At 74.9% G+C, this 14,924-nt stretch carries 15 protein-coding genes and 1 pseudogene; 5 read left to right on the top strand and 11 right to left on the bottom strand.

Annotated elements, in window-relative coordinates:
• Positions 1-6: 6 nt before the first annotated feature.
• The 3 genes from AB0I60_RS24675 to AB0I60_RS24665 all read left to right on the top strand — a co-directional run bounded on the left by AB0I60_RS24675 (position 7) and on the right by AB0I60_RS24665 (position 1,862).
• Positions 7-597, top strand: coding sequence for an ATP/GTP-binding protein (locus AB0I60_RS24675; protein WP_360733299.1), 591 nt, complete (start codon positions 7-9; stop codon positions 595-597).
• A 72-nt stretch (positions 598-669) separates the two neighbouring features.
• Complete coding sequence (locus AB0I60_RS24670) at positions 670-1,395, top strand: class I SAM-dependent methyltransferase (protein WP_360733297.1); 726 nt, start codon at positions 670-672, stop codon at positions 1,393-1,395.
• Between the two features lie 29 nt (positions 1,396-1,424).
• Positions 1,425-1,862, top strand: a complete 438-nt coding sequence (locus tag AB0I60_RS24665; protein WP_360733295.1) for a VOC family protein — start codon at positions 1,425-1,427, stop codon at positions 1,860-1,862.
• A gap of 94 nt (positions 1,863-1,956) precedes the next feature.
• Here the strand turns inward: AB0I60_RS24665 and AB0I60_RS24660 are convergent, their stop codons facing one another.
• From AB0I60_RS24660 to AB0I60_RS24640, 5 genes are all read right to left on the bottom strand, one after another.
• Positions 1,957-3,912 (bottom strand): diguanylate cyclase, encoded by a 1,956-nt coding sequence (locus AB0I60_RS24660; protein ID WP_360733293.1) that lies wholly within the window; start codon positions 3,910-3,912, stop codon positions 1,957-1,959.
• A 60-nt stretch (positions 3,913-3,972) separates the two neighbouring features.
• Complete coding sequence (locus tag AB0I60_RS24655; RefSeq protein WP_360733291.1) at positions 3,973-4,779, bottom strand: SAM-dependent methyltransferase; 807 nt, start codon at positions 4,777-4,779, stop codon at positions 3,973-3,975.
• Positions 4,780-4,927: 148 nt separating this feature from the next.
• Positions 4,928-5,386, bottom strand: coding sequence for a hypothetical protein (locus AB0I60_RS24650; RefSeq protein ID WP_360733290.1), 459 nt, complete (start codon positions 5,384-5,386; stop codon positions 4,928-4,930).
• Entirely contained in the window at positions 5,358-5,993 is a 636-nt protein-coding gene (locus AB0I60_RS24645) for a sigma-70 family RNA polymerase sigma factor (RefSeq protein ID WP_360733288.1), read from the bottom strand. The genes AB0I60_RS24650 and AB0I60_RS24645 overlap by 29 nt, the downstream gene beginning before the upstream one ends.
• Positions 5,994-6,065: 72 nt before the next feature.
• The gene (locus tag AB0I60_RS24640; RefSeq protein WP_360733286.1) at positions 6,066-7,235 is read right to left on the bottom strand and encodes a S8 family serine peptidase; all 1,170 of its coding nucleotides are present in this window, start codon (positions 7,233-7,235) and stop codon (positions 6,066-6,068) included.
• A gap of 111 nt (positions 7,236-7,346) precedes the next feature.
• On the opposite strand from AB0I60_RS24640, the gene AB0I60_RS24635 reads away from it, so the two are divergent.
• Entirely contained in the window at positions 7,347-9,959 is a 2,613-nt protein-coding gene (locus AB0I60_RS24635) for a CHAT domain-containing tetratricopeptide repeat protein (RefSeq protein WP_360733284.1), read from the top strand.
• Positions 9,960-10,066: 107 nt separating this feature from the next.
• A pseudogene (locus tag AB0I60_RS24630) lies at positions 10,067-10,486 on the top strand (nucleoside deaminase); the annotation flags it as partial.
• A gap of 170 nt (positions 10,487-10,656) precedes the next feature.
• Here AB0I60_RS24630 and AB0I60_RS24625 read toward each other — a convergent pair.
• The 6 genes from AB0I60_RS24625 to AB0I60_RS24600 all read right to left on the bottom strand — a co-directional run bounded on the left by AB0I60_RS24625 (position 10,657) and on the right by AB0I60_RS24600 (position 14,883).
• Positions 10,657-11,013 (bottom strand): STAS domain-containing protein, encoded by a 357-nt coding sequence (locus tag AB0I60_RS24625; protein WP_360733283.1) that lies wholly within the window; start codon positions 11,011-11,013, stop codon positions 10,657-10,659.
• Positions 11,014-11,269: 256 nt separating this feature from the next.
• A complete protein-coding gene (locus AB0I60_RS24620; RefSeq protein ID WP_360733282.1) occupies positions 11,270-12,184 on the bottom strand; it encodes a hypothetical protein in 915 nt (304 codons plus the stop codon).
• A gap of 66 nt (positions 12,185-12,250) precedes the next feature.
• A complete protein-coding gene (locus AB0I60_RS24615) occupies positions 12,251-12,619 on the bottom strand; it encodes a hypothetical protein (RefSeq protein ID WP_360733280.1) in 369 nt (122 codons plus the stop codon).
• A gap of 36 nt (positions 12,620-12,655) precedes the next feature.
• Positions 12,656-13,396, bottom strand: a complete 741-nt coding sequence (locus AB0I60_RS24610) for a SigB/SigF/SigG family RNA polymerase sigma factor (protein ID WP_360733278.1) — start codon at positions 13,394-13,396, stop codon at positions 12,656-12,658.
• Positions 13,393-13,737: an ATP-binding protein gene (locus tag AB0I60_RS24605; protein ID WP_360733277.1), complete on the bottom strand. Its 345-nt coding sequence runs from the start codon at positions 13,735-13,737 to the stop codon at positions 13,393-13,395. Before AB0I60_RS24605 ends, AB0I60_RS24610 begins: the two co-directional genes overlap by 4 nt.
• Before the next feature lie 318 nt (positions 13,738-14,055).
• A complete protein-coding gene (locus AB0I60_RS24600) occupies positions 14,056-14,883 on the bottom strand; it encodes an NPCBM/NEW2 domain-containing protein (protein ID WP_360733275.1) in 828 nt (275 codons plus the stop codon).
• Between the last annotated feature and the right edge of the window lie 41 nt (positions 14,884-14,924).

Here is a 14,924-nt window from a genome sequence, read left to right as displayed (position 1 = left end):
AGCAACATGAACGGTGGCGCTCCCGGTGGGCCGGGCACACCGAGCCCGACCGTCACGTCGACCAAGATCGTGGTCGCCGGCGGGTTCGGCGTCGGTAAGACCACGTTCGTCGGATCGGTGTCGGAGATCGTGCCGCTGACCACCGAGGCGGTGATGACCGAGGCCAGCGTCGGCGTGGACGACCTGTCCAGCACGCCGAACAAGATGACCACCACGGTGGCCATGGACTTCGGTCGCGTGTCGCTGGACCAGGACCTGATCCTGTACCTGTTCGGCACGCCCGGCCAGCACCGCTTCTGGTTCATGTGGGACGACCTGGTGCGCGGCGCGATCGGCGCGGTCGTGCTGGTCGACACCCGGCGGCTGTCCGACGCGTTCGCCTCGATCGACTTCTTCGAGGACCGCGAGCTGCCCTACGTCGTCGGCGTGAACTGCTTCGACGGCCTGCTGCACCACCGGATCGAGGACATCCGCGAGGCGCTGACCATCGACCAGGCGGTGCCGATCGTGCCGTGCGACGCGCGCAACCGGCAGTCGACCAAGCAGACGCTGATCACGCTCGTGCAGCACGCGATGCGGCTGCCGACCTTCGCCTGACGATTCCCCCTCGGCGGGGTCGCGGGAATAACCCCGCGACCCCGCCGAGGTGCGTGCGGGACACTGCGGCGCATGGTGGACCCCTTCGAGGACGAGCGGCTGGCGGCCCTCTACGACACGATCAACGGCTGGGACGCGAGCGACGAGTTCTACCTGCGGCTGGTGATGTCCGCGTCGTCCGTGCTGGACGTCGGCTGCGGCACCGGCACGCTGCTGGCCGCCGCCCGCGCCACCGGGCACACCGGCCGGCTGTGCGGGCTCGACCCGGCCGACGGGATGCTGGACCAGGCCCGCCGGCGGGACGACGTCGAGTGGGTGCGCGGCACGCTGGGCAGCACCGCGTTCGCGGACGAGTTCGACCTCGTGGTGATGACCGGGCACGTGTTCCAGATCTTCCTCACCGACGACGAGGTGCGCGCGCAGTTCGCCGGCGTGCGGCGGGCCCTGACCGGTGGCGGCCGGTTCGCGTTCGAGACCCGCAACCCGGCCGTGCGCGGGTGGGAGCGGTGGAACCCGGCCAACGCCACCGAGATCACCGACGAGGAGGGCAACCGGGTCGTCGTCGCGCACGAGGTGGAGAGCGTGGTGGACGGCGTGGTGCGGTTCAGCGAGACGTTCACCGGGCCGTGGGAGGAGCCCCGGGTCGGCTGGGCGTCGCTGCGCTTCCTGCCCGCGCCGGAGCTGGACGAGCTGTTGCGGGACAGCGGTTTCCGGGTGGACGAGCGCTACGGCTGGTGGGACCGCTCGGCGTTCGCCGAGGACAGCCGGGAGATCATCACCGTCGCCCGGCCGCGTTGACGGTCCGGCGGTGGTCCTATGCTCCGCGCATGGCGATCCAGCAGATGCACCACGTCGGCGTCGTGGTGGACGACCTCCCGGCGGCCATCGCGTTCTTCGTGGCGCTCGGCATGGAGTTGGAGGGCGAGTCGCCGGTCTCCGGCGAGTGGGTGGACCGCGTGGTCGGGCTCGACGGGGTCGAGGTCGACATCGCCATGGTGCGCACGCCGGACGGGCACAGCCGGCTCGAACTGACGCGGTTCCGCACCCCGCAGTCCATCGACGTCGAGCAGAGCGCGCCCGCGAACGCGGTGGGGCTGCGGCGCGTCATGTTCTCCGTGGACGACCTGGACGACGTCCTCGTGCGCCTGCGCGCCCACGGCGGGGAACTCGTCGGCGAGGTGGTGCCGTACGGGGACGTCCTGCGGATCTGCTACGTCCGGGGCCCGGCGGGCATCATCGTCGCGCTGTCCGAGCCGATCGGCTGACCCGCACCCGCCGCGCGACCCGGTCCACGGCACCGGGAACCGAGGCGCGGCAACGCTCTGCGCGTCACCACGGCGTGCGTCACCAGTGCGCGGGTCACCACTGCACGGCGAGGTCCGCGCCCGGCACGTCGCCGACCACCAGCGCGCCCGTCGCGCGCAGCAGCGGGACCAGCAGCCTCAACGCCTCGCCGGCCAGCGGGTCGTCGGGCGGCGGGGCCAGTTCCACGCCGTGCAGGTCGTGCCGGCGCACCGCGGACAGCTCGCGCAGGCCGCAGTCGAACCCGTGCAGCAGCCGCCGGACGCCCATGTCCGCCAACGTGGCCAGGTTGTCCTCCGCCGCGTCCGGACCGTCCTCCAGGCAGCGCGAGTCCAGCCTCAGCCACAACCCCGGCGCGGCCAGGCCGGAGGAGCGCAGCGCGGTCCCGACCGCCGCGGCCAGGTCCGGGTCGCGGGACTGGTCGGCCGACAGCCGCACCACCACCGGCACGTCCTCGGCGGCGGCGAACGCGCACGCCTCGTCCAGCAGCCACTCGCCGAGGTGACCGCTCAACCCCAGCGCGTCGGCGAAGTCGAGGCACTCCTCGTGGCCCACCACGCCGAACTCCGGCTCGTCCCAGCGCAGCCGGGCCGCCACCGCGACGAGGTCGCCGCCGGGCCGGCGCACCGGCCGGTAGTCGATGGCGATCTCGCCGTTCTCCAGCGCGCCCGGCATGGCCGCGATCTGCGCGAGCCGGCCCCGGTCGCGGGCGTCCTGGCCGGCGTCGTAGATGCCCCACTGGCCCTTGCCGCCGCTCTCCGCCCGCCGCAGCGTCGAATGTGCTTGGCGCAGCAGGGACATCGCGTCGCCGTCGCGCGCCGACGTGCGCACGAAACCCATGCCCGCCGTGATGCCGACGCCGCGCCCGGACAGGTACACCGGTTCGGACAGCTCCCGGTCGATCGCCTCGGCCAGCGCGGAGATGGTGGGCGTCGTGGGCGAGTCCTCGATCAGCACGACGAACTCGTCGCCGCCGATCCGGGCCACCGTCGCGTCCTCGCCGGCCACGGCGGCGGTCAGCCGCCGCGCCACCACCCGCAGCATCTCGTCGCCGGCCTCGTAGCCGATGCCGTCGTTGACGATCGCCACGCTGTCCACGTCCAGGTAGCACAGCGTGATCGAGCCGGGCCGGCCCAGCGCCCGCTCCAGGTCGGGCAGGAAGCTCTGCCGGTTCGGCAGGCCGGTCAGCACGTCGTGCAGCGCCTGGTGGCGCAGGTAGTCGCGCAGCACCCGCTGCTCGGTCACGTCCTCGACGACCGCGACGTGGTACTTCGGCCGGTCCTCGGCGTCGCGCACCACGGACAGCGCCACGGTCGTCCACAGGGGATCGTCCAGCGCGCCCGCGAACTGCTGCTCGACCCGGGTGTCCGCGCCGTCCGCCGCCGTCCACGCGGCGCGCAGCGCGGCCAGCTCCGCCGGCGCGAACAGCTCCGCCGCGTCGCCGCCGGCGTGCCCCAGCATCCGCACCAGCGCCGGGTTCGCCTCCACCACCTCGCCCGCCAGGTCGAAGATCGCGATGCCCACGCCGGAGTTGGTGAACACCTGCCGGAAGCGGGCCTCGCTGTCGTGCAGTTCCCGGCGGGTCCGCTCCAGGGTGAGCAGCAGCGCCCCGTGCACCTCGTCCTGCTCGGTGAAGACCTTGGCGCGCAGGGCGTTCGCGTAACCGGCGGCGACCGCGCCGAGCACCTGCGCCACCCGCACCGGGTCCGCGCCGGCCAGCGCCGGGCCCAGCAGCCCGACCGTGCGCCGGAGGCTGTCCGGACCGGTGAAGTTCGCCCGCACCAGCCACTCGCCCAGCGCGGTCGCCGCGTCCGGCCGGAACGCCGGCGCGTCCACCAGGGCGGTCAGCGCCGCCCAGTGGCCCGCCAGCCGCGCGCGGACCTCCGCCCGGGACAGCGGCGTGCAGGCGGAGTCGACGAGGGCGCGGGTCCACCGGCCGACCGGGTCGGCACGTGCGGCACCCGCCCCGGGCGGCGCTCCCGGGGCTCTCGGGTCTGGTGCCGGATCGGTCATCGCGGAGGGGTGGTGCGCATGATCAGGTGCGCTGATCTTGCGTACCCGACCCGTCCCGCGTCAAGGCTTGCGGCCGACCGCCGCGTACATGTTCGCGCGCCCCGGGTCGTCCGGCACGTCCTCGGGCGACTCCGGCCGCCACTCGGGGGTGCACACCAGGCCCGGTTCGACCAGGTCGAAGCCGTCCAGCAGGGCCAGCACGTCGGCGCGCGAACGCGGGGTGACCCGCTCGGCGGACCGCCCGAAGATGCCCACCCCGGCCGCCGCCTCGCGCGGCATCCGGTCGGAGGTGAAGTGCGACAGGGCCAGGAAGCTGCCCGGTGCCAGCCGGTCCCGGTAGCGGGCCAGCACGCCCCACGGGTCGTCCCGGTCCGGCACGAAGTGCAGCACGCTCACCGCGAGCACGCCGACCGGCCGGTCGAGGTCGATCAGCAGCCGGGTCCCGGGCGCGTCGAGCACCGCCTCGGGCCCGCGCAGGTCGGCCAGCAGCGCGGTGGCGCCCGGGTTCGCGGCCAGCAGCAGCTCCGCGTGCGTCACCGCGACCGGCTCGAAGTCCACGTAGACCACCCGGCACGCCGGGTCCGCCTCCTGCGCCACCTCGTGCACGTTGCCCACGGTCGGGATGCCCGAACCCAGGTCGAGGAACTGGGTGACGCCCTCCGCCACCAGCGCCTGCACCGCGCGCCGCAGGAAGGAGCGGTTCATCCGGGCCATGTCGCGCACCGGCAGCACGCCGGCCAGCTCCTCGGCCACCGCCCGGTCGGCGGCGAAGTTGTGGCCGCCGCCCAGCAGGTAGTCGTAGACGCGGGCGGAGCTGGGCACGTCGAGGTCCACCGCGGCCGGAGCCCAGCGCACCCGTTCGGACACCGACCCGCCTCCGCCACCGAGGGATTTCGGCCCACGGTACTGACGGGTAGGGCCGGGCCGCCGCGCGACGGCGCCGCAATCACCCGCACCAGTGACACGCCCCGGGCGTGAAAGGGCCCCGTCGCGCCGGGCAGGCAACGCGACGGGGCTAGACGCAGACCCAGTCGGTCAGCACGGTCGTGCCGCCGGTCTCGAAGCGGAACCGGATGGGCCCCGCCGGGGGCGGCCCGAGCAGGAAGCACCCCAGCTCGTCCAGGCCGGTGTCCTCCACCGGTCCGGTGGCGGTCAGCAGCGCGACCCGGGCCGGTCGCGCGGGCAGCACCTGCCCCGCCACGCCGGCTTCGGTGACCTCGACCTGCACGGAGATCCCCTCGGCGTCGAACACGAGCTGCCGGGCGGTCAGCGCGGCCCGCGCCCGGCCCGCCAGCTCGGCGTCCAGGATCGAGTCGTAGCTGGTCAGCAGCATCAGTTCGGCGTCGACGGTGCGCCAGGCGAACGCGGCCCGCGCCGCCTCGGCGAACTCGGCGGGCACGGCGCGCGCCTCGGCCAGCGCCTCGGTCAGGTCCCCGAGCAGGACCTCATCGCTTCCCCACCCCGGAACGCTCACCGAGCACACCTCCTCCGACTCCGCCCCGGACCGGCCGGGGGTCGAGGTGCCGCAGCACCTCGGGGGTCCGGCGCAGCTTCTCCAGGCACCGGATGCGGGTCGGCCCGATGCTGCCGACCGGCATGGCCAACTGCTCGCCGACCTCGGCGTAGCTGGGCGGCGGGTCGGCCATCAGCCTCGCCAGCAGCTCCCGGCACTGCGCGCTCAACGAGCGGAAGCCGTCGCGCAGCGCCTGCCGGCGCTGCGCGGCCTCCATCTCCTCGTCCAGGTCCGCCACCGCGTCGACCGGGCTGGCCGGCTCCTCGTCGGACAGCGGGTCGTACGGCTGGGTGCGCTGCTGGATGCGCAGCATCCGCAGGCACTCGTTGCGGGTGGTGGTGGAGATCCAGCCGGGCAGCGCCTCGGGGTCGCGCAGCCTGCCGATCTGCTCGACGAGGCGCAGCCACAGCGTCTGGTTGACGTCCGCCGCGTCCGCCGGGCGCAGCCGGTGCTTGTAGATCACCGACAGCACCAGCGGCGTGTAGCGGTCCACGATCTCGTTCCAGGCCCGCTGGTCGCCCTGCGCCGCCGCGCCGACCAGCGCGGCGATGGGAGATGCAGGGGTCACGGCCCCTCCTGGGCTCGGGTCTCCTCGTTGCTTCCACGTACTACGGAGCGCGGACCTCCCCGCCGGATACAGCTATTCCACGAGAACACCGTAATTGGGGAAGAAGACCGGCCCGTCGAGCAGCTCGTCCCGGGCGGCCTCGGCCGACAGGCCGCGCGTGGTCATGGTCTCGGCGATGCGCCCGGCCACGTGCGGCGCGGCGAACGACGTGCCCAGCCAGTAGGCGAAGCGGTCGTAGACGTCCACCACGGCGTCACCGGGCAGCGCCCACCGGCCCTTGAGGTAGGTGCTGGTGCGGTTGCCGACCGCGCACGCGTCCACCCAGTGCCCGAAGTTCGAGTAGCACGCCGGCGCGCGCGAGCCGTCCCGCTCCTGGGCCACCGCCGCCACCCCGACCACGCCGGGCAGCGCGGCGGGCCAGCTCGGACGGTTGGTGCCCTGGTTGCCGGCGGACGCGACCACGACGGTCGTCCGGGGCAGCTTGGCCAGCGCCCGGCGGACCGGTTCGGAGGCCACGTCGTCCTGGGTGAAGCAGCCCAGCGAGATGTTCACGACCTGCACGCGCTCGTCGAACGCCCCCAGCGCCCGCGCGAAGTCCTCCTCGGTGCCCAGCCCCCACTGGTCCAGGGCCTTCTCCGGGTCGAAGCGCACGCCCGGCGCGGCCTGCCGCACCACGCCCGCGACGAACGTGCCGTGCCCGCCCTCCAGCGCGAACACGTCACCGCTGGAGTAGGCCGGGTCCACCTCGTCGGCCTTGGGCAGGAACGCGCCGCCCAGCCACAGCGGGTGGTCGGACCCGGCGGTCTTGGAGATGCCGGTGTCCAGGATGCCGACGACGACGCCCTTGCCCTTGCCCTCGGAGCCGTTCGGCGGGTCCGGGATGGGGCCCGCGACGTGCGGCGGCTGCCCCGGGTGGCCGTGCATGTTGCCGCCGTGGCCGACGACCGCGTGGTGCGGCTGCACGAACGGCACCCGCTCGCCGGGCCACTGGCGGGGGTCGCGCAGCAGCCGGACGATCGCCGGGATGTCGTCGGGGTTGCGCGGCAGCACCAATCGGGCCATGCCCGCGAAGTCGCGCCCGCGCTCGTTCCCGATGCCGTTCTGGGACAGTTTCCGGCCGACCCGCAGCACGTCCTCGGGAATGGTCAACAACTCCCGCGCGACGAACAGGAACTCGCGCCCGCGCTCGGGGTGCAGCCGCAGGTCCTTGTGCTCCTTGATCGCCTGTTCGAACGCTCGCACGTACAGCTCTGGGCGGTTCGACGATTCGGACACCACGGCCTCACATGCAGCGTAGACGGGTGCTGAGCTTGATCAAGCTACCACAGTGTTCTTGGTAATAAAGTGTGGTTCGTGGCCGGTATTTCCGCCGCCGCAGCGCTGGAAGCCCGGCAACGGGACCCGCACGCGGCAATAGAGATGGGCCGTTCGGCGCTGAAGGCGGCGCGGGCGGCGGGCGACGCGCGCGAGGCGTCGACCGCCGAACGGGCGATCGGCCTGTCGCTGCGCGAGCTGCACGAGTTCGACGGCGCGCTGCGGCACCTGAGGCGGGCGGTTCGGATCGCCGAACTGGCGGGCTCCGGCCGGCTCGCCGCGCTGGCGCGGGTCAGCCTCGCGTTCGTGCTGTCCACCACCGGGCGGCACGCGCAGGCGCTGCGCGCGGTCAACGCGGCGCTGCCCGAGCTGCGCGGCGTGGACGCCGACTACGCGCGGATGCAACGAGGCCTGGTGCTGCACTACCTGTGCCGCTACGACGAGGCGCGGCGCGAGTACAACTGGGCGATCGAGGCGGCCCGCCGCGAGGGCGACAAGCTGGGCGAGGCCCGCGCCCGCAACAACCGGGGCCTGCTGCGCGCCTACACCGGCGGCCTGCGGGCCGCCGACGAGGACTTCGACCGGGCCGCCGCGCTCTACCGCGAGCTGGACCAGGAGCTGGCGGTCGCGGACGTGCGGTGGAACGCGGGCATCTCGGCGTCGCGCGCCGGGGACGTGCCGCGCGCGCTGACCATGTTCGCCGAGGCCGAGCGCGAGTACCGGCGGTTGGAGGTGCCGCGCCCGGCGCTGCTGATCAACCGGCTGGAGGTGCTGGTGTCCGTGCCGCTGCTGGAGGAGGCGCGGGCGGCGGCCGACCGGGCGCTGGCCGAACTGGGCAAGGGCCTCGTGCTGGCGCGCTCCGAGGCGCTGTTCTACCGGGCCCGGATCGCCCTGATGGAGGGCGACCTCGACCTTGCCGTGCGGATGGCAGTGGCGGCGCGCAAGGGGTTCCGCCGCGAGAAGCGCGAGGTGTGGGAGGTCGGGGCGCGGCACGTGGAGCTGCGCGCGGCGTACCTCAGCGGCGAGCGGTCGCGGTCGCTGTGCACCGCGATGGCCCGGGTGGCGTCCCGGCTGGACGAGCTGGGCTGGCGGATGGCCGGCCTGGAGGCGCGGGTGGACGCCGCGCTGATCGCCCGCGAGATCGGCGACCGGCGGCGCGCGGTGGTCGAGCTGACGGCGGCCGGCGCGGCCCGGCGCGGCGGCCCGGCGGCGCACCGCGTGCAGGGCTGGTACGCCGAGGCGCTGCGGCGCGACCTGGCGGGCAACGCCCGGGGCGCGCAGAGCGCGCTGCGGCGCGGGCTCGGCCTGCTCGACGAGTACCGGGTGTCGCTGGGCGCGGCGGAGCTGCGCGCGCTGAGCGGCGCGCAGGGCAAGGCGCTCGCGCTGGAGGGGCTGCGCGCGGCGGTCGCCGGCGGGCACGCCGGGCGGGTGCTCCGCTGGGCGGAGAGCTGGCGGGCCGGTGCCATGCGGATGACGCCCGCGCGCCCGCCGGAGGACTCCGGGCTGGCCGACGCGCTGGCCGAGCTGCGCGCGGTGACCTCGGACATCGACCTCGCGCTGCTGGCCGGCAAGCCCACGGCGGCGCTGCGGCAGCGGCAGGTGCGCGGCGAGCAGCGGGTGCGCGAGCTGACCCGGCAGACCAGCGGCGGGGGAGCGGTCGACCGGGTGCCCGCCGTGCGCGAGCTGGCGCAGGCGCTGGCGGACGCGGCGCTGGTGGAGTACATCGACTTCGAGGGCGCGCTGCTGGCCGTGGTCGTCGCGGGCGGCCGGGCGAGCCTGCACCGGCTGGGGCCGCTGGACGGCGCGGTGCGGGAGATCCGGCTGCTGCGGTTCGCGCTGCACCGGCTGGTCACCCTGCCCGAGCACGTCGACCGGACGGCGGTGCGCGCGGGCGCGGAGCACGCGGCGTCCCTGCTGGACCGCCGGCTGCTGTCGCCGTTGCGGCGCAGGCTGGACGAGCGCGCGCTCGTGCTCGCGCCCACCGGTCTGCTCGGCGGCCTGCCGTGGTCGGCGCTGCCCGGGTGCCGGGGGCGCTCGGTGACCGTCGTGCCGTCCGCGACGGTGTGGCAGCGCGCGGTGTCGTCCTCCCGCGTCCCGCACGACCGGCCGCTGCTCGCCGCCGGGCCGAGGCTGCCCGCCGCGCCGACCGAGATCGCCGCCATCACGCCGTTCGCGGGCGCGGCGTCGGTGCTGGTCGGCGCGGCGGCGACGGTGGACGCGGTGGCGTCGGCGATGGACGGCGCACCGCTGGCGCACGTCGCCGCGCACGGCTCGTTCCGCGCGGACAACCCGCTGTTCTCGGCGCTGGAGCTGGCGGACGGCCCGCTCACCGTCTACGACCTGGAACGCCTGCGCAACCCGCCCGAGCGGGTGGTGCTCTCGGCGTGCGACTCGGGCTTGTCGGCGGTGCGGCCGGGCGACGAGCTGATGGGCTTCACGTCGGCGCTGCTCGGGTTGGGCACGCGCACCCTGGTCGCCCCGGTGGTGCCGGTGCCGGCCGAGGTGACCACGCCGCTGATGGTCGACCTGCACCGGCGGCTGGGGCTGGGGGAGGAACCGGCGGTTGCGCTGGCGGGGGCGCAGCGGGCCCACGCGGACGGCGGGGACGCCGCTTTCGCGGCCAGCGTCGGGTTTCTCTGCTTCGGCGGGTAGAGCCCTTCGGGGCCACTCGCCGTGTGATCCCGGCCGGGTCGGTGTCCTTTGTGGCCGGTGCCCGTCGGTGCCGGCACCGCTGGATTGGGCCGGTGGACGCACGGGAGATGCTGGCGGTGGCGGTGCGGGAGGCCCGGACCGGGCTGGCCGAGGGCGGCATCCCGATCGGCGCGGCGCTGTTCGACGGGCACGGCGAGCTGCTGGGCAGCGGCCACAACCGGCGGGTCCAGGACGGTGACGCGTCCACCCACGCCGAGACCGCCGCGTTCCGCGCCGCCGGGCGGCGCCGCCGCTACCGCGACACGGTCGTGGTGACCACGCTCTCGCCGTGCTGGTACTGCAGCGGGCTCGTCCGCCGGTTCGGCATCCCGCGCGTGGTGGTCGGCGAGGCCCGCACGTTCCACGGCGGCCACGACTGGCTGGCCGGCAACGGCGTGGAGATCACCCTGCTCGACGACCCGGCGTGCGCCGCGCTGATGGCGGAGTTCGTCGAGGCGCACCCGGAGCTGTGGTTCGAGGACATCGGCCAGGGCTGGCCCGGCCCGTGCACGAGGGGCCGTGCGCCCCGACGCGCGGTCGCCGGGCACGGTCGGGTGTCCCGCGTGCGGGCACGATCACCGGGTGCGGGAACGCGAACGGCGGGCGGAGCAGCGGCGTCCGCCGCACCCCGCCCGCCGCACCGCCGTGCGCGAGGGGACTAGATCCGCCCGAGCGCCTCCTCCAGGGTGGCGGCCAGGGTGAACACCGCCGTCAGGCCGGTCGCCTCGATCGGCCGCAGCACCGCCCGGCCGGAGGCGACCACCAGCAGCGGCACGCTCAGCTCGGTCGCCCGCTTGCTGCCGGTGACCAGTGACTCCAGGCCCGCCGAGCCGAGGAAGCGGACCTGCGTCAGGTCGACCACCACGCCCCGCACGCCGGCCACCAGGGCACTGCCGAGCGGCCTGGCCAGTTCGTCCGCGCTGCTCGCGTCCAGCTCACCGGACACGCGCAGCACCACCACCCCGTCCGATCGGTCCACCTGTACGGACGCGAGTGCTGCCGAGGGCTCTGGCACGCCCGTCTCCTCTCTCATCGCGCACCGCCGGTGCGGCGCGTGCTCCACGGTAGTCCGGAGCGCACGATCGCGGTGGCCCTGTCCGGGCCTCCCGCAGGCGTGCGGCAACTCCGGGTGATCGACCGCACAGAGCGGACCCGGGCACGCCGAACGGGCGTGGGACCCCGTCCCACGCCCGCCGTCCGCAGATGCGTCATGGCGGTCCAGTACCCAGTGCGGACCCGCCTCAACCCAAACTTCCGGGGGAATTTTCTGCTCAGTCGCGCAGCAGCGCGCCGACGTCCTGGTGCAACCGGACGCACCCGCCGACCAGCACGACCTCCGCGCCGGACACGGCGGCGAGCAGCGGCAGCACCTCGTCCGCCCGTCCGCCGTCGGCGTCGAGCGACCCGACGAGCGGGTCGCTGAGCAGCAGCGTGCCGACCTCGCCGGCTTCCAGCGCCGCCTGCACCGCCTCCACTCCGTGCACGGCTCGCCCGGTCAGCCGCGCCGACTCGTCCCGGAACCGCTGCACCACGGCCCGCCGCCCGTCCTGGTCGGCCCGCCCGGCCAGCGCCGCGACCGTCCGGTCGGGCGCACCCTCCACCTCGACCACGAGGTGCCGGTACCGCTCCGGCAGCGCCACCCGCAGCGACCGCCGCGCGGACAGCGGCCCGGCCAGCACGAGCAGCGGCGCGTCCAGCAGCTCCACCAGCGCGGTCGTCTCGGATGCCACGTCGGCCAGCTCGGCCTGGTCCAGCCGCCGGTCGGGGCGGCGCGCGCCCACCGACGCCACGGCCACCGACCGCCCGGTGGGGTCGACCGCGCGCAGCTCCGCGCCGTGGTCGCGCACGTCCACGACGACGTGCGGCAGCAACGGTTCGGACAGGTCCACCATCGGCAGCAGGTAGGGCAGCTCGCCGAAGCGGGCCACGTACCCGGACGGCGGCACCGGCAGGAACACGTCCACCAGCACCCGCCCGTCCCCGGCGACCAGCGCGCGCCCGGTCATCCCCGGCGGTGTCGTGCTGATCAGCGCCTCGTCGAGCGCGGCCAGGAGCGCGGGGTCGGCACCGGCGCCTTCGAGCTGGTCCCGCGCCGCCCGCCACCGCGCTTCCAGGTGGGTGCCCACGTCGAGGTACACGGAGGCGAACGGGCCCTCGACGCCCACCACGCCCTGCCAGCTCTGCATCGCGGTCCTCCCGTTCGGTGTCACCCGAGAGGTACCCGTCCCACGTCCGGGACAATCGTTTCGTTACTACGGAAGGGGTTCCGCGCGGCGGCGCGCGCCCCGGGCGCGCTGCTCGCACCACACGCAGCTCTCCGCGATGCCCACGGAGGCGAACCCGAGCAGCAGGTGCGCCGCGTTGCCCACCGGCCCGGCGTCCAGCGGACCGCCCGGGTCGCCCAGCCCGTAGGCGAACGCGACCAGGAACAGCAGCGCCATCAACGTGCCCACCAGCCGGGCGGCGCGGGTCCGGAACGCGGCCACGAGCACCGCCGCCCCGGTGAGCACGTGGAACCAGCCCAGCGGGCCGCGCCCGCCCACGAGGTCGACCGACCCCCACACCACCAGCAGCGCTCCGAGGACCAGCGCCGCGCGTTGCGGCCAGGACAGGTTCGCCACGGCGACCACCCGCTTTCCAGCCCGCTATGGGCTCAGTCACACATCATCGAGCAGACTGCGCAACCGGGCCAGCGATCGGCTCAACAGCCGGGACACGTGCATCTGCGAGACGCCCACCGAGTCGGCGATCTGGCTCTGCGTCATGCCCCGGAAGAACCGGAGCACGACGATCCGCCGCTCCCGGCGGGGCAGGCCGCGCAGCATCGGGTCCAGCGCGTGCTGCAGCTCGACCACCTCCAGCGCCGGGTCGTCGAACGCCAGGCCGTCGGCGGTCAGCTCGCCGCCGGTCAGCTCGTCCAGCGACAGCAGGTGGTGCGCGGACGTGGCGTGCAGGCCCTCGTAGACCTCGTCCAGGGTGATGCCCAGGTGCCGCGCGACCTCGGTGGGCTTGGGTGAGCGGCCGGTGCGGCGGGCCAGCTCGACCCGCGCGCCGTCGATCGACAGGCACAGCTCCTTGAGCCGGCGCGGCACGCGCACCGCCCAGCCCTGGTCGCGCAGGTAGCGCCGCACCTCGCCGGTGATCGTCGGCACCGCGAACGCCAGGAACTCGATCCCCCTCCCGGCGTCGAACCGGTCCACGGCGTGGATCAGCCCCAAGGCGGCGACCTGCCTCAGGTCGTCCGCGTTCTCCCCGCGTTCGGCGAACCGATCGGCGATGTGCCTGGCGAGCGGTAGGTGCTCGGTGACCAGGTGGTCGCGCAGCCGCGCGTAGCGCGAGCCGTCACGTTGTGCCGCCGCCAGTTCCACGAACAGCGGCTGGTAGTCGACCGCGTTCATGCCCGGCACCTCAACTCGACGTGCAACAGGCCGTCTCCGTCCACCCAGGTGGCCACCTTGTCGGTCACCGAACTGACGACCCGCCAGTACAACGAGCGGTGGTCGGGGACGGTCACGGCCGATGAGCGGACCTGTGCGCGAAACCGAACCGAATCACCGTCCCGGACGAACCGGCACACCAGCACGGCGGAGCGGCTGGCCTTGGCGATCAAGGTGCCGCACGCCTCGTCCACCGCGATGACCAGGTCGACGGCGAGTCCGGGCAGCGGCCGGGCGACGGCCTTGGCGACCGCGCGGATCGTGGACAGGTGCGCCGGCCGAGCTGCCAGTCTCAATTCCACGTCCGCGCCGTCCATGGGTGGCGCATACCCGGCGCGCGGCCCCCCTACACACCCGTCCACACAGGACCGGGGCTCGGAATCGTGAAAGTCGCGGCGGTTTCCCAGGGGCGGAACCGCGCGGTTCCGGCACGCCGGGAGCACCCGCCGGGCACGCCGTCCTACCGGCTACCGGGTGCGGTGCTGCTGCGCCGTCCGGGCCTGCGCCCGACCGGCCGCCGGGTGCCGGGAGGGTGCGCCGTCCGGGCGTGCCCGCCGCCCGGCCCCGACCGCGCGGCCGGGTGCCGTCCCCGGGTCGGGTCGGCCGCCCTCCGACGGGGTTCAGCCCGCCGGGACCAGCAGCGGGTCGGCCCACACGCCGACCCGCTCGGGGCCGGGGCAGTTGCTCGGGTCGCCCGCCGGCGGCTGCACGCCGATCACCAGGCGGGTCACCCCGGCGACCGGGACGTCCACCGCCCGGGGCGTCCTGCTCTGCACCACCGGGAAATCGACCACGCGATTTCCGTCCGCCAGTGCGAAGAAGTGCAGCGGTTTCGTCTCGGCGGATTCGTCGGCTATTCCGACGAGGGCCTGGAAACGCGCGAACCGGCCGTCCAGCGCGTATTCCACCTGGTTCGAGCCGCACCACGCCCCGGTGGCCGCGACCGCCTTGTCGTGCGGCACGCCGGCCAGCCTGGTCGGACCCGAGGTCCACAGGTTCCGCGCCGGGTCGCCGCGCACCGGGCCGAGGTCGACCAGCGACACCGCGCCGGGCGGCGGCGGTGGTGTCGCCTGCGCGGTGCCGATGGTGCCCGCCGTGGTGGCCGAGGAGCCCGGCGCGGCCCGGGGCGAGGTCGGCTCGGCCGGGGCGTCCTGGCTGCCCAGCACGATCACCAGCGCCAACGCCGCAACGCTGACCAGCGACAACGACAGCAGGACGCGCGGTGCGGGACGGTCGCGGACCCGCGCGGTGGTCAGGATGGTCGCCCCGATCAGCAGGCAGACGACCGCGCCGACGACCTTCAGCGACACCGTGGGGAAGGTGATGACCGCGATCAGCGTGCCGGTGAGGCTGGTCGCCGCGCCCGACCACCGGGCGGCCGTCACGGCGGCCCGCCCGCCCTCCGGGTCGGCCGCCGTGGAGCGCGCCCGCTGGTGCCGACCGTCCATTGGTCGATAATCCTTTCCACGGCAACCATGTCGAGGACGGC

The organism is Actinosynnema sp. NPDC050436, assembly GCF_040655415.1.
In the GTDB taxonomy this organism is placed as follows: Bacteria; Actinomycetota; Actinomycetes; order Mycobacteriales; family Pseudonocardiaceae; genus Actinosynnema.
The sequence above is the reverse complement of the archived record's forward strand: the minus strand, read 5'-3'. Positions and strand labels throughout refer to the sequence as shown.

Excerpts from the sequence above, each read along its gene's own strand:
- AB0I60_RS24670 (WP_360733297.1), top strand. The coding sequence starts at position 670 with ATGGTGGACCCCTTCGAGGACGAGCGGCTGGCGGCCCTCTACGACACG.
- AB0I60_RS24600 (WP_360733275.1), bottom strand. The coding sequence starts at position 14,883 with ATGGACGGTCGGCACCAGCGGGCGCGCTCCACGGCGGCCGACCCGGAG.
- AB0I60_RS24660 (WP_360733293.1), bottom strand. The coding sequence starts at position 3,912 with ATGACCGATCCGGCACCAGACCCGAGAGCCCCGGGAGCGCCGCCCGGG.
- AB0I60_RS24620 (WP_360733282.1), bottom strand. The coding sequence starts at position 12,184 with ATGCAGAGCTGGCAGGGCGTGGTGGGCGTCGAGGGCCCGTTCGCCTCC.
- AB0I60_RS24610 (WP_360733278.1), bottom strand. The coding sequence starts at position 13,396 with ATGAACGCGGTCGACTACCAGCCGCTGTTCGTGGAACTGGCGGCGGCA.
- AB0I60_RS24675 (WP_360733299.1), top strand. The coding sequence starts at position 7 with ATGAACGGTGGCGCTCCCGGTGGGCCGGGCACACCGAGCCCGACCGTC.
- AB0I60_RS24665 (WP_360733295.1), top strand. The coding sequence starts at position 1,425 with ATGGCGATCCAGCAGATGCACCACGTCGGCGTCGTGGTGGACGACCTC.